The 19,589-nt window shown below is 64.1% G+C and carries 22 protein-coding genes; 5 read left to right on the top strand and 17 right to left on the bottom strand.

Features of this window, described 5'->3' with window-relative positions:
* From AC1DB0_RS20300 to argB, 4 genes are all read right to left on the bottom strand, one after another.
* Positions 1-1,494 carry a DASS family sodium-coupled anion symporter gene (locus tag AC1DB0_RS20300; RefSeq protein WP_054420680.1) on the bottom strand — a complete coding sequence of 498 codons (1,494 nt, stop codon included), beginning with the start codon at positions 1,492-1,494 and terminating at the stop codon, positions 1-3.
* A gap of 305 nt (positions 1,495-1,799) precedes the next feature.
* Positions 1,800-2,375 carry a nucleoid occlusion factor SlmA gene (slmA, locus tag AC1DB0_RS20305; RefSeq protein WP_054420679.1) on the bottom strand — a complete coding sequence of 192 codons (576 nt, stop codon included), beginning with the start codon at positions 2,373-2,375 and terminating at the stop codon, positions 1,800-1,802.
* 56 nt (positions 2,376-2,431) lie between these two features.
* Positions 2,432-3,178 carry a pyrimidine 5'-nucleotidase gene (locus tag AC1DB0_RS20310; protein WP_054420678.1) on the bottom strand — a complete coding sequence of 249 codons (747 nt, stop codon included), beginning with the start codon at positions 3,176-3,178 and terminating at the stop codon, positions 2,432-2,434.
* Positions 3,178-4,080: an acetylglutamate kinase gene (argB, locus tag AC1DB0_RS20315; protein WP_006224740.1), complete on the bottom strand. Its 903-nt coding sequence runs from the start codon at positions 4,078-4,080 to the stop codon at positions 3,178-3,180. Before argB ends, AC1DB0_RS20310 begins: the two co-directional genes overlap by 1 nt.
* 264 nt (positions 4,081-4,344) lie before the next feature.
* On the opposite strand from argB, the gene AC1DB0_RS20320 reads away from it, so the two are divergent.
* The gene (locus tag AC1DB0_RS20320) at positions 4,345-5,133 is read left to right on the top strand and encodes a MetQ/NlpA family ABC transporter substrate-binding protein (protein ID WP_054420677.1); all 789 of its coding nucleotides are present in this window, start codon (positions 4,345-4,347) and stop codon (positions 5,131-5,133) included.
* Between the two features lie 156 nt (positions 5,134-5,289).
* Here AC1DB0_RS20320 and AC1DB0_RS20325 read toward each other — a convergent pair whose 3' ends face one another.
* The 4 genes from AC1DB0_RS20325 to AC1DB0_RS20340 form a co-directional block, all read right to left on the bottom strand.
* Positions 5,290-5,784, bottom strand: coding sequence for a peroxiredoxin family protein (locus tag AC1DB0_RS20325; protein WP_054420676.1), 495 nt, complete (start codon positions 5,782-5,784; stop codon positions 5,290-5,292).
* A complete protein-coding gene (locus AC1DB0_RS20330) occupies positions 5,781-6,524 on the bottom strand; it encodes a BON domain-containing protein (RefSeq protein ID WP_054420675.1) in 744 nt (247 codons plus the stop codon). The genes AC1DB0_RS20325 and AC1DB0_RS20330 overlap by 4 nt, the downstream gene beginning before the upstream one ends.
* The gene (locus AC1DB0_RS20335) at positions 6,521-7,114 is read right to left on the bottom strand and encodes a phosphoheptose isomerase (protein WP_013396736.1); all 594 of its coding nucleotides are present in this window, start codon (positions 7,112-7,114) and stop codon (positions 6,521-6,523) included. The genes AC1DB0_RS20330 and AC1DB0_RS20335 overlap by 4 nt, the downstream gene beginning before the upstream one ends.
* 192 nt (positions 7,115-7,306) lie before the next feature.
* Complete coding sequence (locus AC1DB0_RS20340) at positions 7,307-7,801, bottom strand: YraN family protein (protein WP_054420674.1); 495 nt, start codon at positions 7,799-7,801, stop codon at positions 7,307-7,309.
* A gap of 81 nt (positions 7,802-7,882) precedes the next feature.
* Here AC1DB0_RS20340 and rsmI point away from each other — a divergent pair, with 81 nt between their 5' ends.
* Complete coding sequence (gene rsmI, locus AC1DB0_RS20345; RefSeq protein ID WP_054420673.1) at positions 7,883-8,824, top strand: 16S rRNA (cytidine(1402)-2'-O)-methyltransferase; 942 nt, start codon at positions 7,883-7,885, stop codon at positions 8,822-8,824.
* Positions 8,825-8,827: 3 nt separating this feature from the next.
* Entirely contained in the window at positions 8,828-9,412 is a 585-nt protein-coding gene (locus AC1DB0_RS20350; protein WP_054420672.1) for a methylated-DNA--[protein]-cysteine S-methyltransferase, read from the top strand.
* A 149-nt stretch (positions 9,413-9,561) separates the two neighbouring features.
* Here the strand turns inward: AC1DB0_RS20350 and AC1DB0_RS20355 are convergent, their stop codons facing one another.
* Positions 9,562-10,539, bottom strand: a complete 978-nt coding sequence (locus AC1DB0_RS20355; RefSeq protein WP_346553447.1) for a septal ring lytic transglycosylase RlpA family protein — start codon at positions 10,537-10,539, stop codon at positions 9,562-9,564.
* Positions 10,536-11,408, bottom strand: coding sequence for an RNase adapter RapZ (rapZ, locus tag AC1DB0_RS20360; protein WP_054421348.1), 873 nt, complete (start codon positions 11,406-11,408; stop codon positions 10,536-10,538). Before rapZ ends, AC1DB0_RS20355 begins: the two co-directional genes overlap by 4 nt.
* A gap of 184 nt (positions 11,409-11,592) precedes the next feature.
* Between rapZ and AC1DB0_RS20365 the strand changes: the two genes are divergently transcribed.
* Both AC1DB0_RS20365 and AC1DB0_RS20370 read left to right on the top strand, forming a co-directional pair.
* Positions 11,593-12,351 (top strand): c-type cytochrome, encoded by a 759-nt coding sequence (locus AC1DB0_RS20365; protein WP_342067192.1) that lies wholly within the window; start codon positions 11,593-11,595, stop codon positions 12,349-12,351.
* Positions 12,352-12,363: 12 nt separating this feature from the next.
* Positions 12,364-13,647 (top strand): cytochrome c, encoded by a 1,284-nt coding sequence (locus AC1DB0_RS20370; RefSeq protein WP_054420670.1) that lies wholly within the window; start codon positions 12,364-12,366, stop codon positions 13,645-13,647.
* A gap of 7 nt (positions 13,648-13,654) precedes the next feature.
* On the opposite strand, the gene AC1DB0_RS20375 is transcribed toward AC1DB0_RS20370, so the two are convergent.
* The 7 genes from AC1DB0_RS20375 to lptC form a co-directional block, all read right to left on the bottom strand.
* The gene (locus tag AC1DB0_RS20375; protein ID WP_054420669.1) at positions 13,655-15,091 is read right to left on the bottom strand and encodes an aminotransferase-like domain-containing protein; all 1,437 of its coding nucleotides are present in this window, start codon (positions 15,089-15,091) and stop codon (positions 13,655-13,657) included.
* Between the two features lie 22 nt (positions 15,092-15,113).
* On the bottom strand, positions 15,114-16,040 hold the full coding sequence (gene hprK / locus AC1DB0_RS20380; RefSeq protein WP_006216298.1) for an HPr(Ser) kinase/phosphatase: 927 nt from the start codon (positions 16,038-16,040) through the stop codon (positions 15,114-15,116).
* 18 nt (positions 16,041-16,058) lie between these two features.
* The gene (locus AC1DB0_RS20385; protein ID WP_054420668.1) at positions 16,059-16,514 is read right to left on the bottom strand and encodes a PTS sugar transporter subunit IIA; all 456 of its coding nucleotides are present in this window, start codon (positions 16,512-16,514) and stop codon (positions 16,059-16,061) included.
* A gap of 391 nt (positions 16,515-16,905) precedes the next feature.
* The gene (gene hpf, locus AC1DB0_RS20390) at positions 16,906-17,244 is read right to left on the bottom strand and encodes a ribosome hibernation-promoting factor, HPF/YfiA family (RefSeq protein ID WP_054420667.1); all 339 of its coding nucleotides are present in this window, start codon (positions 17,242-17,244) and stop codon (positions 16,906-16,908) included.
* Between the two features lie 221 nt (positions 17,245-17,465).
* Positions 17,466-18,260 carry an LPS export ABC transporter ATP-binding protein gene (gene lptB / locus AC1DB0_RS20395; RefSeq protein WP_054420666.1) on the bottom strand — a complete coding sequence of 265 codons (795 nt, stop codon included), beginning with the start codon at positions 18,258-18,260 and terminating at the stop codon, positions 17,466-17,468.
* Between the two features lie 33 nt (positions 18,261-18,293).
* Positions 18,294-18,941 (bottom strand): lipopolysaccharide transport periplasmic protein LptA, encoded by a 648-nt coding sequence (lptA, locus tag AC1DB0_RS20400; RefSeq protein WP_054420665.1) that lies wholly within the window; start codon positions 18,939-18,941, stop codon positions 18,294-18,296.
* On the bottom strand, positions 18,938-19,570 hold the full coding sequence (gene lptC / locus AC1DB0_RS20405) for an LPS export ABC transporter periplasmic protein LptC (protein ID WP_476757522.1): 633 nt from the start codon (positions 19,568-19,570) through the stop codon (positions 18,938-18,940). The genes lptA and lptC overlap by 4 nt, the downstream gene beginning before the upstream one ends.
* Between the last annotated feature and the right edge of the window lie 19 nt (positions 19,571-19,589).

The following is a 19,589-nucleotide window of genomic DNA, read 5'->3' on the forward strand; positions in this document are numbered from 1 at the left end:
TTAGATCCAGCCGAGCCAGCGCCAGTAGGTCGCGCCCATCACCAGCATCAGCAGGTAGCCCACGATGGTGACGATGATGCCGACCTTTGCGAACTGCTTGGCGTTAAACGTTTCCGTACCCAGGCACACCATGTTCTGCGGCGCGTTGATCGGCAGGATGAAGCCGTAGCTGACCACGAAGCCCAGCAACATCGTCATGCCCAGGCGGCTGAAGTCGCCCGGCAGCGTGGCCAGCACCGAAATCAGAATGGGCAGCATGGCCGACGTCAGTGCCGTCGCGCTGGCGAAACCCAGGTGGATGACGATCAGGAAGGCGGCAAGAATGGCGAAGATGGCGAGCGGCCCCAGGTGATCCAGCCCGGTGTGCGCCACGACCTGGTTGCCCAGCCATTGGCCCGCTTGCGTCGTCAACAGGGCGGTGCCCAGGCTGATACCCACGCCGAACACAATCACCGTGCCCCATGGGATACGCGATTGCACGTCTTTCCACGTCATCACGCCAAAGCGCGGCAGCATCAGCAGGACCAGACCGAAGTAGGTGGTCGAGGTGGTGTCGAACTTGTGCAGCTTGCCTTCGGTCGACCAGAACAGCAGCAGCATGATCGACACGGCCATCAGGCGCTTTTGCGCGCCCGTCATCGGGCCCAGTTCAAGCAGCGACTTTTCGACCGCTTCCTTGCCCCCGGCGATGCTGTCGCTTTCCGGCGGCAGCAGCTTCAGAACGACGACAATCAGCACGGCCGACATGATCAGCGACCAGGGGGCGCCGGCAATCAGCCAGTCCGACCACGCCACGCGTTCGCCCAACATCTTTTCCATGAAGCCGACCGTCAGCAGGTTCTGCGCGGCGGCGGTTTGGATGCCCACGTTCCAGATGCTGGTGGCTTGCGCCACGATGATCATGATGCCGGCGGCGATATTCGAACGCTTGTCCACGCCGAAGGCCGCGATAACGCCCATCATGATTGGCACGACGGCGGCGCTGCGCGCAGTGGCGCTGGGCACAACCAGGCTCAGCACGATCGTCACGGCGATACATCCGATCAGGATGCGGCGCGTGCTGGTGCCCACCCGGGACAGCGTGACCAGCGCGATGCGACGGTCCAGCCCGGTGAAGGTCATGGCGGCCGCAATGAACAAGGCGCCGGTCACCAGCGCCAGCGCCGAGTTCGCAAAGCCTGTCAGCGCCATGCTGATGGCGGCCGACGTGCCGTACAGCACGTTGGGGTCTTTGATTGTCGGAGCCGTGCCCAACAGGAAAGCCATCAGCGTCGTGATCATGATCGCGCTGGCTTCGTAAGACACGGCTTCGGTAATCCAGACCACCACCGCAAAGGCCAGGATCGCCAACATGCGGTGTCCCGCGACCGGCAGGTCGGCGGGCAAGGGCATCATCAGCACCCCGATCATCACCACGATGCCGGCGACGAGTCCGATTGGAATTTTTGCTTTCTGGGGTGCCTGTGAGGCAGGGACAGCGGCTGGCGCGGTCATATCCATCTCCGGTTGAGGTCAAACTGACGACACACGCCCCGCGAGCACGGGTTTATCTAATTCGATGTGTCGACGCTACAGGACGATCGTGACGGCATTGAGGAAAACCCGCATTGATGTGGATCAAGCTGATGAAAATCTGGGCTTGAGCAAACCCATCCGGGGCATTATGCTCGTCCGCCCTTGATGGTCGCAAGCCGGGACTGTTGCATGAATGCACACGAATTGTGCCAGCGCCCTACGCAGTTGGCACCTGATTTCTACTTGAATTCGTTCGTGTTATGCCGCTAATGCGTGGGGCGTACTTAACCCAGCGCCAGGCGCAGTTGCTCATCCAGATGCAGCGTCGGCGCCACGCGCCAGCCGCTTTGCGCATAACGCAGCCAGCGGCCCAGCACCAGATGCGTCAGCAGGCTGGCGTGCGCGGCCACATTGGCGTCCGAGGGCAAGCCGCCATCCGTGATGGCGATGCGCAGCGATTGCTTCAACGACGTTTCGATGCGGTCGTTGATATGGTTGATGCGTTCTTGCAGCCGGTTGTCTTCCGTGACCAGCGCGTCGCCGGTCAGCACGCGCGTCATGCCCTTGTTGCGTTCGGAAAACGTCAACAGCATGGCCACGGTCTTGTGGGCTTGCGGCACGCCGTAGGGTTCGGCGGCGGCGATCTGGTTCACCAATGTGAAGATGCTGGTTTCGATGAATTCGATCAGCCCTTCGAACATCTGCGCCTTGCTGGCAAAGTGCCGGTACAGCGCGGCTTCGGACACTTCAAGGCGCGCGGCCAGCGCGGCCGTGGTGATGCGAGCCGCATGCGGCTGCTCCAGCATCTCGGCCAGGGTTTGCAGAATTTGGGTCTTGCGCTCGCCGGGTTTGCTCGCCATGGAAGGAACTGCTCTCGCGCAGGCTTGACGGTGTAGGGGGAGGGAGACGCGCGCCGTTATCCCCGCAGGGGACGCCGGCGTAACAACAAATCACTGACGGAGTTTACTCGCAAGTCGACGTAGCCCGGACGGTGGGATTGGCCGCGCGAAAAGGGGGTGCCAGGGTGATAAACGTGCACCGTGCGCACGCCGACGCGCCGCGCGCCGCGCAGGTTGGCCAGCGTGTCTTCCACCAGCACCGCGCGATGAGCCGGCACGCCTTCGCGGGCCAGCACGTAGCGCAGCAGCGCGGGCGACGGCTTGGGGCGGAACTCGCCGTGCAGGCGCATGTGTTCAATGGCCCACAGGCTGTCGAACTGGCGCAGGATGCCCAGCCGCGCCAGCACGGATCGCGCATAGTGCAGCGGCGCATTCGTCAGCAGTACCTTGCGGCCCGGCAGTTGCCGCAGCTTGTAGGCCAGCGCCTTTTCGGCGCGCACCAGCGGGTTGACGTCGAAGTCGTGGCTGCGATGCAGGAACTCGTGCGGGTTCACGCCGTGATGCCGCACCATGCCGATCATCGTGGCCCCGTAGCGCTGCCAGTATTGGCGGCGCAAGTCGTTGGCGGTATCGATATCGACATTCAACGCCTCGGCGACGGCCATGGTCATGCCGTGGTCGATCTTCGGAAAGATGGCGTGAGAGGTGTCGTGGAGCGTGTTGTCCAGGTCAAACAGCCACAGGCGTTCGGAAACGCCCGTGGCTTCGCGGCGCGAGCGGCGCATGCGCACCGCCGGCCGCAACAGCAGACGCTGTGCTCGCATCAATGCGAGCTGATCATCGTGCCAACGCCTTGATCGGTCAGGATTTCAAGCAGCAGGCAGTGCGGCACGCGGCCGTCGACGATGTGGACAGAGTTCACGCCGTTCTTGGCGGCGTCCAGCGCCGACGAGATCTTGGGCAGCATGCCGCCCGAGATGGTGCCATCAGCGAACAGTTCGTCGATGGTCTGCGCCGACAGGCTGCGCAGCAACTTGCCGGCCTTGTCCAGCACGCCCGGGGTGTTGGTCAGCATCAGCAGCTTTTCAGCGCCCAGCACTTCAGCCATCTTGCCGGCGACAACGTCGGCGTTGATGTTGTAGGCCGTGCCGTCTTCGCCGTAACCAATAGGCGAGATGACCGGGATGAACTGGTCGTCTTGCAAGGCCTTCACCACGGCCGGCTCAACCAGCGTGATGTCGCCCACGAAGCCGATGTCGATCGGTTCATTGGGGTTGTCCTTGTTGGCCATCAGCTTTTTCTGGGCCTGGATCAGACCACCGTCTTTGCCGGTCAGGCCAACGGCCTTGCCGCCGACTTCGTTGATCATCATGACGATGTCTTGCTGGACTTGGCCGCCCAGCACCCATTCGACCACTTCCATGGTCTCGGCATCGGTCACGCGCATGCCCTGGATGAAGGTGCCTTGCTTGCCGATGCGGCGCAGCGCGTCGTCGATCTGCGGACCGCCGCCGTGCACCACCACCGGGTTCAGACCCACCAGCTTGAGCAGCACGACATCGTGCGCGAAGCTACGCTGCAAGCGCTCTTCCGTCATGGCGTTGCCGCCGTACTTGACCACGATGGTCTTGCCGTGGAATCGTCGGATATACGGCAGTGCTTCAGACAGCACAGCGGCTTTGACAGCGGGGGACGAAACGGCAGCAGGGTCGGGGGTGTCGGTCATGGCAGCTAAGTCGGCAATATATGTGTAAGTGGTTAGAAAAAATGCCTGCACAAAAACGCGTTTGGCACGCGGTAGCGCAAGCATACGACGGATTGTAGTACCACACGTTTCATATACCCAAAACCCATGTTCATATGCCCGACAAATAACCGTCATTCAGGTAAATTGGGGGCGTTTTCGAGGACGCGGGGCCCCGCAAAAGGGGGCTGATCCGCACTGGTTGGGCATCGGCCCCCAATTTTTATCCTATAAAAGAGGCGACACATGCGTTTGAACTTCGTCCGCTCTGCCCTGATGGCATCGGCCTTCCTGGTGGCAGCCAATGCCGCTCATGCTGAAAAAGTCGTGGTGGGCGCAACCCAGGTGCCGCATGCCGAAATTCTGGAAGTGGTGAAGCCGCAGCTGGCCAAGCAAGGCGTCGAGCTCGACATCAAGGTGTTCAGCGATTACGTGCAGCCCAACCTGCAACTGGTCGACAAGCAGCTGGACGCCAACTTCTTCCAGCACAAGCCCTATCTGGATTCGTTCAACAAAGACCGCAAGGCCACGCTGGTGCCGGTGGCGCTGGTTCACGTCGAGCCGTTTGGCGGTTATTCCAAGAAGATCAAGAGCTTGTCCGAGCTCAAGGACGGCGCCACGGTCGCCATCCCGAACGACCCGTCCAACGGCGGCCGCGCGCTGGCGCTGCTGCAAAAGCAGGGCGTGATCAAGCTGAAGGACCCGTCCAACATCCTGGCTACCGCCGCTGATGTGGTCGAGAACCCCAAGAAGCTGAAGTTCCGCGAACTTGAAGCCGCGATGTTGCCGCGTTCGCTGGACGACGTGGACCTGGCGCTGATCAACACCAACTACGCGCTGGAAGCCGGCCTGGTGCCGACGAAAGACGCACTGTTCATCGAAGGCGCCGATTCGCCCTACGCCAACATCCTGGTCACCCGCACGGACAACAAAGACGCGCCGGGCATCAAGAAGCTGGTCGACGCGCTGCACTCGCCGGACGTGAAGAAATTCATCCAGGAAAAGTACAAGGGCGCCGTAGTTCCGGCGTTCTAAGTTTCAGCCCGCTGTGGTCTCCTGCATGAACCGCCCGCTTGCCGGGCGGTTTTACTTTGGGCGAAACAAAAGGCGGAAAAAGGGCGGAAAAAGGGCGGAAAAACAAAAAACCGCCCAAGCGGGCGGTCTTTGGAGGCGGTGGCGATGACCCGGGCATCAGCCCGCCGCCAGCGCCTTTTCCACGGTGGCGTGGAATTCGGCCACATCGTATTCGCCCAGATAGCGCTTGATGATGTGCCCCTGCTTGTCGATCAAAAAGGCCGTGGGCGTGAGCCGGATGTCGCCAAAGGCGCGGGCGATGTCGCCCTTGGTATCCAGCGCCACGGGGAACGGCAGCTTGCGCTGGTCGGCGAAGTTCAAGACGAAGTTGGGCGGATCGTAATTCATGGCGACCGCCACGGCCTCGTAACCCTTGCCGGCGTATTCCTTATAGGCGGCGATGGTTTCCGGCATCTGCTTCACGCACGTCACGCAGCTGGTTGCCCAGAATTTGACCAGCACGACCTTGCCGCGCAGATCCTGCATTGAGAAGGTTTTGCCTTCCAGGGTGGTGAAGGTGACGTCGGGTGCGGTCTGGGCGGGGCGCCAGACGAACCAGGCGCCGATACCAACCGCCACCAGGACGGCCAGGGCTACGATGGCTTTTTTCATTTGATGGGCATCGCTTCAACGCCATTGCTCGTGCCGGCCGCGTTGTTGTCGCTGGGTGCTGTGCCGGTGCCGCTTTGAATGGGCGCTTTGGTTTCGGTGGAGGCGTCTCGGGTGCTGCTGTTGGACAGCCGGATCGCTTCTTCGCGGCTGATGGTCTCGAACAGTTTAACCACCTTGGCCACGCCGCCCACGTCCGCGGTGGCGTTGGCGGCATACTCGCCTTCAGCCTGCGTGACCTTGCCCATCAGGTAGACGACGCTGTGATCGGTCGTCAGGGCGATGGTGCCGGACGGCACGTACTTGGTGTTGATCAGCGCGGTCTTGACCTTGGACGTGAGCCAGGTGTCGTTCGAACGCGTGCCGAACGAGGCGATGGGGCCCACGTTCAACTGGTTGATGACCTGTTTGACGTTCTCGATGCTTTGCGCGATGGCGGTCGCCTGGGACTTGGCTTCCTCGGTGGGCACGTCGCCCGTCAGCAGCAGGTGGCCGCCGTAAGCCATGGCGTTGACCCGGGCGGTGTCGCCCAGCTTTTGCGAAATCTGGCTTTGCGCCTTGAAGGCCATGTTCTGGTCTTCAAGCTGGATACCGGAGGTGCGGCGGTCGGTGACGACAACCGCCGTGGTGGCGGCGGCGCCGCCTACGATCAGCGGCGCGCAGGCCGACAGCGACAACGCGGCCGTGGACAAGGCCGCGGCAAGCATCAGCGGGCGGACGGCGGTTCTGACGTCAGACATCATTCGGTATCTCCAAGCAGAAGAGCGTCGATGCCGTCGCACAGTGCGTGCAGCAGCAGAATATGGACTTCCTGGATACGCATCGTGCGATCGCTGGGAACACATAGATGGACGTCCATGGGCGTAATGAGTTCCCCCATGACGCCGCCGCCTTTGCCCGTGAGGGCCAGTACGTGCATTTCGCGCGCGCTGGCGGCTTCCATGGCGCGGACCACGTTGGGCGAATTGCCGCTGGTGGAAATGGCCACCAGCACGTCGCCCGCCTGGCCAAATGCATTGACCTGGCGTTCGTAGATCTCGTCAAAGCCATAGTCGTTGCCGACGGCGGTGAGGATCGAGGTATCGGTATTGAGCGCGATGCCCGCCAGCGGTAGGCGCTCGCGTTCGAAGCGGCCCACCAGTTCGGCGATGAAATGCTGCGCATCGGCGGCCGAGCCACCGTTGCCGCAAGCCAGAATCTTGCCGTTGTTCGCCAGGGCGCCGAATAGCACGTCCACCGCCACTGCCAGCGGTTCGGCCAGGACGTTCATACTTTGTTCGCACGCAGCCATGGCGTCGCGAAAGTGCGACGTCATACGAGAGGTCATATCCATGGGCGCGATTATCTCACGGGGCCGCCTCGCTGTTCTGTCCATGCGTAACGACTGTGCGGATGGTCGTTACGGAGGGGCCGCGTGAGAGGCAACGGCGAGCCGGGCCGGCGCGTCGGGGCAGAGAGAGGTGGGCAGCGAGCTGGGCCGGCGCGTCGGGGCAGAGGGAGGCGGGCGGCGAGCCGGGCCGAAGCGTCATGGCAGCGAGAAGGCGTCGCGCAGCCATTGTGGCTGGCCGGCCTCGAAGACGACGGCGTCGAACCGGGCGGCGGGCTGGGAGCCCGCCCAGTGCCGCCGGGCCAGCTCCGGCAGCCATTGCGCCGCAGCGCGGGCCAGCCGGGCCTGCTTGTCGTGGCCGATGCTGGCCGCGGCACCCCCGAAGCGCGTGCGCGCGCGGGCGCGAACTTCGATGAAGACCAAGGTCTCGCCATCACGCATGACAAGGTCGATCTCGCCCATCCGGGTCCATAGATTGCGCGCCAGCAGCACCAGGCCCTGCGCTTCTAGCAGACGCAGCGCGGCGTCTTCGTGGCCATCGCCCCGGCGCTGCATGGGCGAGCGGTGCACTGGCGTGTCGTCGGGTATGGCGTCCGGCGCGATGCGCGGCCGGGCGCGCCGGCGGCGTTTGTTTGCGCGCACGCGTGCGGCCAGCGCCAGTTCGCAGGCCAGTCGCAAAGCGTCATCCGTCATGAAGGCTCCAAGGGGTTGCGGCCGGAAGGCGGCGGGCATTGGCGGCTACACTGACATGGTTTTCCGTGTCAGTAGGCTGCAATGAATCAAAATGTCTCACCCCCGCCTGCCGGCGATGCCTGGAGCCGCGTCGCTGAACGCGTTGCAGGGCAGCATTGGCCCGCGTCGACCTTGTACGTCGTGGCCACGCCGATCGGCAACCTGGGCGACTTGGGGCTGCGTGCCTGGCATGCCCTGCAACGCGCCGACGTGATCGCGGCTGAAGACACGCGCGCCAGCCGCACCTTGCTGGACGCCTGGGGGGTCAATACGCCGTTGATGGCGGCCCACCGCCATAACGAAGCGGCCGCCGCCCAAGCCATCTGTGAACGCCTGGCCCAAGGCCAGCGCGTGGCGCTGGTGTCAGACGCGGGCGCACCCGCCGTCAGCGACCCCGGCGCCCGTGTCGTGCGCGCGGTGCGCGACGCCGGTTTTGCGGTGGTGCCCATCCCCGGCCCCAGCGCCGTTATCGCCGCGTTGATGGGCAGCGGCGTCACCACCGACGAAAATCCCGCCTATGCGTTTGCCGGTTTCCCGCCGCCCAAGGCCGTGGCCCGCCAGCGTTGGCTGCGGTCGTGGTGCGCCTTGCCCGCGCCCGTGGTGATGTTCGAATCGCCGCATCGGCTGGCGGCAACGCTTGCCGATTTGCTGGAAGTCTGTGGCCCTGACCGCCAATTGACCGTGGCCCGCGAACTCACCAAGCGCTTCGAGGAAATCGCAACCATCACGATGGGCGAAGCTGCCGCGTGGCTGGCCGCGGACTCGCACCGCGAGCAGGGCGAATTTGTGCTGATCGCGCACGCCAAGGCCGAACAAGAGATTGACGAAGACGCCGACCCGCGCACAGACGTGCTGCTGGACGCGTTGCTGGAATCCATGTCCGTGCGCGACGCCGCGCGCGTCGCCGCCAAGGTCACGGGGCAGCCGCGTGACGTGTTGTACAACCGCGCGCTATCGCGCAAGAAGTCGGCGGAGTCGGAGTAAAGCATGGCGTACGCAACCCTCGTATCGAACAAGCCTGCCGATCCGCTGGAACCCATTACCTATCGCGACATGGCCACGCCCTTGGGCGAATTGCGCCTGGTCGCCAGCCCCAAGGGCCTGCGCGGCGCCTGGTTCACCGACCAGGAAGGGCTGCCGTCCACCGAGGGCTGGACGCTGTCGCAAACCGATCCCATCCTGGAGCAGGCGCGCCGCGAGCTCGACGATTGGTTCGCGGGCAAGCGCCGGCATTTCGACGTGGCGCTGGACCCTGTCGGCACCACGTTCCAGCACAAGGTCTGGCATGCGTTGTGCGATCTGGGTTTCGGCAAGCTGGCCAGTTATGGCGATCTGGCGCGCACCGTCGGGCGGCCCAAGGGCGCGCAGGCGGTAGGCGGCGCGGTGGGCCGCAATCCGATCATCATCATCATTCCGTGCCACCGCGTGATCGGCGCCGATACATCGTTGACGGGGTTTGGCGGCGGCTTGCCGCGCAAGCAGGCATTGCTGGCGCACGAAGGCAACCGCTACCTGAGCCGCAACGCCCGCGCGCGTCGGGTTTGTGACGGTCAGGCGGAATTGCCCTGGTAAAGGGGGGCGGCCCCGGGAAGACAGACCCGGGAAGACGGACCCGGGAAGACGGCCCCCGCGAAGTCGGGCTGAGCGAAAGCTGGCCGGGTTTGCGGAATCGCACTGATCAGGGCGCTGACCCGACAGGGTTTCCGAGGTGACTGCCGCGCTTATTGCGTGGCGATGCTTGGCAGAATGCCGATCTTGTCGGACACCAGCGGCACGGCGTTCAAGGCGCTTTGCCGGTCGGGGTAGGGCCCGATCTTCACGCGGTACAGGTTGTTCGACTGCTCAACCTGCGCGGGCGGCGCGCCCGCCGTACTCAATTGCGAGTTGATGCGGGCAACCAATGATTGCGCGTTGCCCGGCTGGCTGAACGCGCCCACCTGCAAATAGACATTGCCGATGCCACCCGCAGCAGGCGCCTGACGGACCGGTGCCGAGCCGGAAGCGGGCCCAGCGGCCGCACCCGAAAGCGGTTCGGCCGCCAATGCCACCGGCACGGCCGCAACCGGCGCCATGACTGGCAAGGAACCCGTGGCCGATGCGGGCTCGGGGGAGGGCGCGGCGGGGGCGCCTTGCGAAGCCAGCCGGCGGATCTCGTCTTGCGGAATGCTTTCCACCACGACTTGCCCGCTACCCGGCCCGATGATGCCAAGCTTGTACGCGGCCACGTAGGACAAGTCCATGATGCGGTCGCTATGGAACGGCCCGCGGTCGTTCACCCGCACGACGATCGTCTTGCCGTTGACCAGGCTGGTGACGCGCGCATAGCTGGGAATCGGCAAGGTCGTATGGGCGGCCGTCATGGCGTACATGTCGTAGGACTCGCCGATGGACGTGGAATTGCCATGGAATTTCTTGCCGTACCAGGACGCCGTGCCGCGCTGCTTGTACGGCTGGCCGGTCGTGTCGGGCACATAGCGCTGGCCGAACACCACGTAGGGCCGGTTGGCGCCGCTGGCGTAGGGCTCGATACGCGGCACCGCATCCGGCACTTGGTCCAGGTTTGATGGCGGGTTCGCGTCCGGGCCGTCGTCCTTGTAATACCCGCCGCCCTTCTTGCGACCCCCGGTGGAAGAACAGCCGGCCACGGCAATGGCCAGCAACAGCATCAGGATCAGGTGGAGCGGGCGGGACAGGGTCATGCGGATTCGGCGGGCAGTTGGTTTCGGTGGCGCACCAGCAAGGGGTCGTGGTCAGCGAAGCGCAGCGCCAGCTGTTCGACGACATAGACGGAACGGTGCTGGCCGCCCGTGCAGCCGATCGCCACGGTCAGGTAGTTGCGGGTGTCTTGCGTGTATTGCGGCAGCCAGCGGTTCAGGAAGCCGGCGATGTCGTCGATCATCTGGCCGACCTGTTCGTATCCGGCCAGCCAGGTTGCGACGGGCTCGTCGCGCCCGGTCAGCGGCCGCAGGTTGCGGTCGTAGTGCGGGTTGGGCAGGCAGCGCACATCGAACACCAAGTCGGCGTCGCCCGGTACGCCACGCTTGTAGGCGAAGGATTCGAAGGTCAGCACGAGCGGGGCACGGTCGGCTTTGATCAGGTCGCGAATCCAGGCGCGCAATTGACCCGGCGTCAGGTCAGAGGTGTCGATCACATGTTCTTGCTCGCGCAGCGGAGCCAGCAGTTCGCGCTCAAGCGCGATGCAGTCCGTGAGCGACGGCGTGGACCCGCCATGTTGCAGGCGGTCGGTCAGCGGATGACGGCGGCGGGATTCCGAATAGCGCTGCACCAGCGTGGCGGTGCTGGCGTCCAGGAAGACCACGCGCAGGCTTGTGCCCATGGCGCGCAACGCCGTGACGACATCCGGCAGCTCGGCCAGTTCGCCAGGGGAGCGGACGTCGATGGCCACCGCAACGCGCTCCATGCCGTCGTCGCGCGCGTTGGCGATGAACTCGGTCAGGAAGCGCACGGGCAGGTTGTCGACGCAGGTGTAGCTGGAATCTTCGAGCATGCGCAGGGCAACGGATTTGCCTGAGCCTGAGATGCCGGTGACAAGGACGACTTTCAACATGGTCATGATTGTGGCACGCTTTTCCAGGACGATGCCGGCGGGATAGCATCTGATATGGCCGTAAACTCAGAATCTGCGCCTGTACCCTGGTTCGTCCCGTGGCGTAAGCTGTGGGCCGGATACTCGATCGATTCACTTACGCGCCCCGCCGTCATGCGATTCGGGGGATTGGAATTCGACCTAGATGTTAGCCCTCATTTCCATTAGTAGTGTTTCACTGCCGCGGTTTGGGGCGATTTCTCGCGTGTTGGCGACGGCTGCTGTTGTCTTTATGACAAGTGCCGCGCACGCGCAACAGCCCTCCCAAGACACGCTGCGCCCAGACACCATGGCAGCGCGCGTTGCGGCCTGTACGGCCTGTCATGGCGCGCAGGGCCGGGCCGGCGCCGACGGCTACTACCCGCGCCTGGCCGGCAAGCCGCAGGAATACCTGTATCACCAACTGCTGAACTTCCGCGACGACCGCCGCCAGTACCGGCCCATGTCGCATCTGCTGGCTGGCCTGCCCGACGATTACCTGCGTGACATGGCGGCGTACTTTTCCGAGCAGCATGTGCCGTATCCGCCTCCGTTGCGCGCCGACGTGTCCAGCGCCACGCTGCAAGCCGGCCGCACGCTGGCCCTGCAGGGCGACGCGGCGCGCGGCTTGCCCGCCTGTGCGTCCTGTCATGGCGCCGCGCTTAGCGGCGTAATGCCGGCCATTCCCGGCTTGCTTGGCTTGCCGCGCGACTACATCGGTTCGCAGATCGGCAGCTGGAAAAACGGCCTGCGCCGCGCCGCCGAGCCTGACTGCATGGCGGACATCGCCAACAAACTCACCCCCACCGACATCGGCGCCCTGGCGGCGTGGCTGTCGTCTCAACCTGTCGTCGAGCCTTACGCGCCCGAAGCGGCGGGTTCGCTGAAACTGCCCGCAGAATGCGGCAGCCAGGCGCAACGCTGACCGGGGGCCACGATGACACTGCTCAAACGAATTCTGTCTGTGGTGCTGTTGGCCTTGGTCATTGCCGTGGGCGGCCTGTATTGGCTGGGCACGCGTGATGACGCCAGCACGGGGCCTGCCGCGGTGGCGGCCGACGCGTCCACGCTTGTCGAGCGCGGCCGCTACCTGGCGCTGGCCGGCAACTGCATGGCTTGCCACACCAGCCGGGGCGGCAAGGCCTTGGCGGGGGGCACGCCGATTCCCACGCCGTTCGGCACCGTGTACGGCCCGAACATCACGCCTGACGACAAGACCGGCATCGGCACCTGGAGCGCCGACGATTTCTGGCAGGCGCTGCACAACGGCAAATCCAAAGACGGTTCGCTGCTGTATCCGGCGTTCCCGTACACGGAGTACACGCGGGTTACGCGTGCCGACGCCGATGCCTTGTACGCCTACCTGCGCAGCGTGGCGCCGGTCAGCCAGCCCAACCGGCCGCCTGAGCTGGACTTCCCTTACGATCAGCGCCCCTTGCTGGCCGCGTGGCGCGCGCTGCATTTCAAGCCGGGCGTGCAAGAGGCTGACGCGAGTCAGTCCGTGCAATGGAACCGGGGGCGTTACCTGGTGGAAGGGCTGGGGCATTGCGCCGCTTGCCACACACCGCGCAACCGCCTGGGCGCGACGCGTTCGTCCGAGCCGCTGACAGGCGGCGTCATCCCGGTGCTGGACTGGTACGCGCCGCCGCTCACCAACGACATGCAGACGGGCATGGGCCGCTGGACGGCGGCCGACATCGCCGCGCTGCTCAAGACCGGCATCTCGGCGCATTCAAGCGCCAGCGGCCCAATGGCCGAAGTGGTGCTGGGCAGCACGCAGCACCTGACCGATGACGACGCGCTGGCGATTGGCGTCTACATCAAGTCGCTGCCCGCGACGCCGGCCTCGCTGCCTCGGCAGAGCGTGGCGGTGGCGCCCGCCGCAATGGAGTTGGGCAGCAAGATCTACAGCCAGCAATGCGCGCAATGCCATCAACCGAAGGGCGAGGGCAGCGGCACCGCGTGGCCTGCGTTGGCGGGCAACCCCACGGTGACGGCGCCGTCGCCGGTCAACGCGATCCGCATGGTGCTTGATGGCGGCTACGCGCCCGCCACGGCAGCGAACCCGCGGCCGCACGGCATGCCGCCGTTTGGGCAGATACTGAACGACAGCGATATCGCCATGCTGGTGTCCTACATCCGGAACAGCTGGGGCAACGAGGCCGGTGGCGTGACGGCGCTTGAGGTCAAACGTGCGCGGGCGGCGTCTACGTTGAATTGATGCGCCGCTAGCGCGCGGGCCTTACCGCGCGCGCGCATGCCTCGCGGGCCAGTTCGCCCAGCACGCGGATGGCGGCGTCGTGCGATGCGTCCCAGGGGTGGCCGTAGTTCAGGCGCAGCGCGCTTGCGAACTGGCCGCTGGCCGAGAAGATCGGGCCGGGCGCCACACTGATGCCGCGCGTCAGCGCCTCGCGATGCAAGGCCAACGCGTCCACGGCAGCGGGCAATTCCACCCACAGGAAGAAACCGCCTTGCGGACGCGTCACGCGTGTGCCGGCGGGAAATTCATGCGCAATCGCATCGGCCATGCGCTCTTGCTGCGTTTGCAGCGTGTCACGCAAACGGCGCAAATGACGGTCGTAGCCGCCTTGCTCCAGGTATTCCGCGATTGCGCCTTGCGCGGGGCCCGATGCCGACAGCGTGGACGACAGCTTCAGCCGTTGCACGCGCTGCGTGTACCGGCCGGCAGACGCCCAGCCGATGCGATAACCCGGCGCCAGACATTTCGAAAACGACGAGCAATGCAGCACCAGCCCCTGCTTGTCGTAGGCCTTGGCAGGCACCGGCCGCGCCGCGCCGAAATACAGTTCGCCGTAGACGTCGTCCTCGATCAGCGGGATGTCATGGCGGGCCAGCAATTCCACCAATTGCCGCTTTCTGTCGTCCGGCATCAGGCTGCCCAACGGGTTCTGGAATTGCGTCATCAGCCAGCACGCTTTGGGGGCATGCCGTTTGATGGCCGCTTCCATCGCCGCAAGGTCCATGCCGGTGCGCGGATGCGTCGGCACTTCCAGCGCTTTCAGCCCTTGTCGCTCCAACGCCTGCAATGCGCCGTAGAACGTGGGCGCTTCGACGATGACGGTGTCGCCCGGTTGGGTCACGGCTTGCAGGCACAGGTTCAGCGCTTCCAGCGCGCCATTCGTGATGACGATATCGTTCGCGGGCACGTTCATGCCGCCGATCAGATAGCGCAGCGCGATCTGCCGCCGCAAGTTCGGATTGCCGGGGCTCAGGTCTTCGACGGTGTCCAGCGGGTCCTGGCGTTTCAGATGCGCGGCCATGGCTTGCGCCAGACGGGGCAACGGAAACAGCAAGGGTGAAGGGAAGGCGGACCCCAACGGCGTCACGTCGCGATTGCGCACGGAGCCCAGGATGTCGAAGATGCGTTCGCTGATGGCGAGTTCGGTGGATTCGCCGTCAGGACAAGACGCGCCCGGTTCAGGCGGCAGGGATTCGGCGGGGGCGTGGACGTAATAGCCCGAGCGTGGCTGGGCGCGGATCAGGCCGCGCGCTTCAAGCAGGTAATAGGCCTGGAATACCGTCGACGGGCTGACCCCGCGCGCGGCGCAGGCGTCGCGCACCGAGGGCAGTTTGTCGCCCACGCGCATCACGCCGTCGCGGATCGACTTGGCGATCTCGTCGGCCAGGGTTTCGTAAAGGCTCACGGTGCCGCAAAGCGACGCGCGTTCATTTGCTGCTTTGCAGGATCGCCATGGCCTGGCGTTCCATGAACTCGCCCAGCGTATCGATGCCGCGCAACTTCAGTATCGTGTTGCGCACGGCGGCTTCCACCAGCACGGCCAAGTTGCGGCCAGCGGCTACTTGCAGCATCACCTTGCGCACGGGCAGGCCCAGCATGTCTTGCGTGATGTCTTGCAGCGGCAGGCGTTCGAACTTGTCCTGCGCGGTGGCGCGTACCAGATGCACGATGAGCTTCAAGCGCATCTTCCGGCGCACCGAGGTTTCGCCGAAGATGGTGCGGATGTCGAGCAAACCCAGGCCACGCACTTCCAGCAGATTTTGCAGCAGCTGGGGGCAGTGGCCTTCGATCATGTTGGGCGCGGTGCGCGAGAATTCCACGGCGTCATCGGCCACCAGACCGTGTCCGCGCGAAATCAGTTCGAGTGCCAGTTCGCTTTTGCCCAGGCCCGATTCACCGGTGATCAGCACGCCCAAACCCAGCACGTCCAGAAACACGCCGTGCACGGTGGTGGTGGGTGCGAGCTTCTTGCCCAGATAGATGCGCAGCAGATCAATCAGCTGCGCCGCAGCCACCGGGGTGGACAACAGCGGCACCTGATGCTGATCGCATTGATCCACCAGATCTTGCGGGGGCGTCAGGCCGTCGGCCAGCAAAATGGCGGGTACGCCGCCAATCAGCAGCTCGTCCATGTGGTGCATGCGGCGGCGCAGGTCGAAGCGCGTGTAATACGCCAGCTCTTCCTGCCCGAACACCTGGATGCGCGAGGGGTGGATCAGGTTCAAGTGGCCGACCAGGTCGGCGGCCGCCATGCCGTCATCGGGAATGGCGCGGTCTGCCGCGCCTTGGCCCGAAATCCAGTTAAAGGGGATTTTGTCGGCGTTGTCGTCGACGAGTTCCTGCACCGTGAGCATGGCAGCGTTTCCGCGTGGTCAGAGTTGGCCGGTCGTGAGCATCTTGTGGACGATGGCCGGATCGGCCTCCGTGGCCAGGGCTTCACGCAATGCCTTGTTCGACATGAGCTGCGCGAGTTCGGCCAGGATGTCCAAGTGCTGCTGCGTGGCCGTTTCCGGCACCAGCAGACAGAGCAGCATCGACACGGGTTGCCCGTCGGGCGCGTCAAAGGAAATGGGCTGCGCCAGGCGGATGAACGCCGCCAGCGCCTGCTCAAGTCCCTTTACTCGGCCGTGAGGAACGGCCACGCCCTGCCCAAGAGCAGTGGAGCCAAGACGTTCCCGGGCAAACAGGCTGTCGAACACGAGCGCTCGTGCCAAGCCATGGTTGTTTTCAAAAAGAAGGCCAGCTTGTTCGAACGCCCGTTTCTTGCTCGTTGCGAGCATATCGAGCACGACGTTGCCGGCGGGTAGGATGCGCGACAAATGATTCATCGGATCATTATATGGTTATATGACGCAGTGCAATAAATTGGCCTCGTGCGGCGCCCATTGCGTAGGCGGCCGACGGCATGGCAAGAGCGACAGCATAGACTGATCGCGATGGATTGTGGGCATTCCGGTGCGCGGATACCCCTCAAAACGCGGGATTTGGCCGGAATCAGCGCATAAGTGGGAAAACGAGGACGCAACGCGAATTCGCCGGCAAGACCGGGAATGGAGGGACACAGCTGGGGGGATGGGGTAATACAGGACGGGTAGTGCAGGAGGGGAGTCTTGCCGATGCCCCGGCTGGACTGACGTCTAGCGGGACACCGGGACTTAGGCAGGATTTTTCAATCGCTGTTTAACTCAATCGCTCAGGGCGAGTGATCATGAAGCGCGGTTACTGCTGGGGTGGCGAAAGAATCGCCGCTTGCCGCTTCACGGACTCCGCTGAGTGACTACGTACCTTGTCCTTGTGCTTGATGACCTGACGGTCGACTTTGTCAGCAAGAAGGTCTATGGCTGCATAGAGGTTTTCATCGGTTGCTTCACAATGAATGTCCTTACCGCTTAGACGCATGGTGATTTCGGCTCTATGCCGCAGGGGCTCTACTGAGAGCATGACCTGGGTATCGATGACGTGATCGAAATGCCGCAGCACTCGCGCCAATTTGTTCATGACATATTCCCGGATTGCCGGGGTGACGTCGAGGTGACGACCGCAGATGCTCAGGTTCATAGTGTGCTCTCCTTCTAAAAGAGAAAAAATGGTTGCGCAAAATGCGCGGTGATGTCTTTAGGCGTTCTCCTTGATTGGGTGGGTGCGTTTAGTACTAGTGTATAGACTCGGGCCGATAAAACAAGCTGACCTAGCGCAAGAACATGGCATTTTTATGGCGCAAGCCCTAGGGAGTATTCGCCTTGGCCCGAGAGGGGCCTAGGGGTCTTCCCCAGGGCCTGTTACATGCGGAAGTGCTCGCCCAGATAGACGCGGCGAACGGCCGGATCGCCCACGATTTCGTCGGGGTGGCCATCAGTCAGCACCTTGCCTTCGCTAATGATGTAGGCGCGGTCGCAGATGCCCAGCGTTTCGCGCACGTTGTGGTCGGTGATCAGCACGCCGATGCCGCGGCCCTTCAGGAACCGCACGATGCGCTGGATTTCAATCACGGCGATAGGGTCCACGCCGGCAAACGGTTCATCCAACAGAATGAAGCGCGGGCTGGTGGCCAACGCCCGCGCGATTTCCACGCGGCGGCGTTCACCGCCCGACAGCGAAATAGCGGCGTTGCTGCGGATGTGACCAATCTGAAGCTCTTCCAGCAGCGATTCCATCTGCTCGTTGATCTTCGGCGTGGACAGCGGCCGGCCATCAGGACCCAGCTGCAATTCGAGCACGGCGCGGATGTTCTGTTCGACCGTCAGGCGGCGGAACACGGACGCGTCCTGCGGCAGGTACGACAGGCCCATGCGCGCGCGCTTGTGAATCGGCATCGCGGTGATGACGGAACCGTCGATCTCGATGCGGCCGGCGTCTGCCGGCACCAGGCCCACGATCATGTAGAAGCTGGTGGTCTTGCCGGCGCCGTTGGGGCCCAACAGGCCGACGACTTCGCCGCTGACCACGGACAGGGACACATCCTGCACCACGGTCCGGCCGTTATAGGTCTTGCGCAAACCGGTTGCGCGCAGGCTGCCCTGCTTGACCCCCGAGGGGGAGGAGGTCACGGGTGTCGGCACAGAAGGTTGATTCATCGTGGGTGCGTATGGTGTTGCATGGGGGGCGCTTTAGCGCCCTTTCTTTGCGGCTTGCTGCTTGCGGCATTCAGCCACGGCGGCATCCGACTTGGCGCGCGGTTCGGCCACCGAGCGCACCCGGCCACCCGCCGCAGCGGAGTTGGGGCCGCCCTGAGCTTCGTAGGTGCCGGTTTTTTCGTTGTAGCGTACCCGTTCGCCGCGAATCGTGTCGAACGGTTTGCCACAGACGTAACGGATGACAACGGCCTGGCCGATCAGGTCGAACGTGCTCTTCGTGCCGTCGTATTCGGCGCGCAGGCCCTTGCCTTCGATGAGCTCGAAGGTGTCGGGGCGTTCCTGGCGGATCGTCACGACTTTGCCCTTGTTGGCGGTGGCGGTGCCGTACTGGCCGCCTTGCGCGTCTTCGTGCATTTCCAGCGTGTCGGACGTCAGCGTCATCAAGCCGCGCGTCATGTTCACGTTGCCAGTGAACACGCTTTGTTTCTTCACGTCGTCGTAGTGCAGCGTGTCCGACAGGATCAGCGTGCTGGGCTCTTCAGCGGGGGCCGCCTTGCTGGAGCCGGCGGCGGGCTTCGCAGCCGCGTCCTGCGCGTGCGCCGGCGCAAACACCGAAGCCGTCAGCAGAACGGCGCCAAGCAGGCGAGTCGTCGGGGCAAGGAGAGTCCGAAGGTCGGTCATGGTTTCTTCTGGTCAGAGTTGTTGGCGGGTATCTCGGTCCGGCGTTGTTGCTTGCCTTCGGAACCGGCAATTTCAACATCCGTCGACGCCGACACCTGCAATTGGCGTGTTTTGTTGTTGTAGTGCATGCCCTTGCCGTTCATCCGCGAACGGCCCTTGATCACCTCGGCGGGCAGGTCGGTAAAGACCACATCGTCGTCGGGCAGGATGACCAGTTGCTGGCTGCGCACGTCCAGCACATCATTGTTGGCGTCGGGCTGGCGGTGCACGTGGGCGTCGCCGTTCATGACGATGCGCTTGCCGCCTTGCTCCATCACCGCAGTCTTCGAAACACCTACCGTGATCGGGTTGGCTTCGCGTTGGCCCACCGCGCGCGGCGCGGTGATGTGATACGAGTCATCGTCCGGGAAATGTTCCGCGTAGTCGCCTTCCAGCCGGTTGATGGGGCGTCCGGTGGGGTCGGTGCGCAACATCACGAAGTTGCGCGACCAGGCGTCCATTTCATGCGTGATGCGGCGGGGCGGGTCCACCTGGATGGCGCGCTGCGCGTAATCGGCCGCCCACCACGAGCTGGTGACCAGCACCAGCAGCAGGAACAGCGCGATCAGGGAAGGAAAACGTTCTTTCATCGGGTTCGCCACAAGGGCG

Source organism: Achromobacter sp. 10T422 (assembly GCF_056394065.1).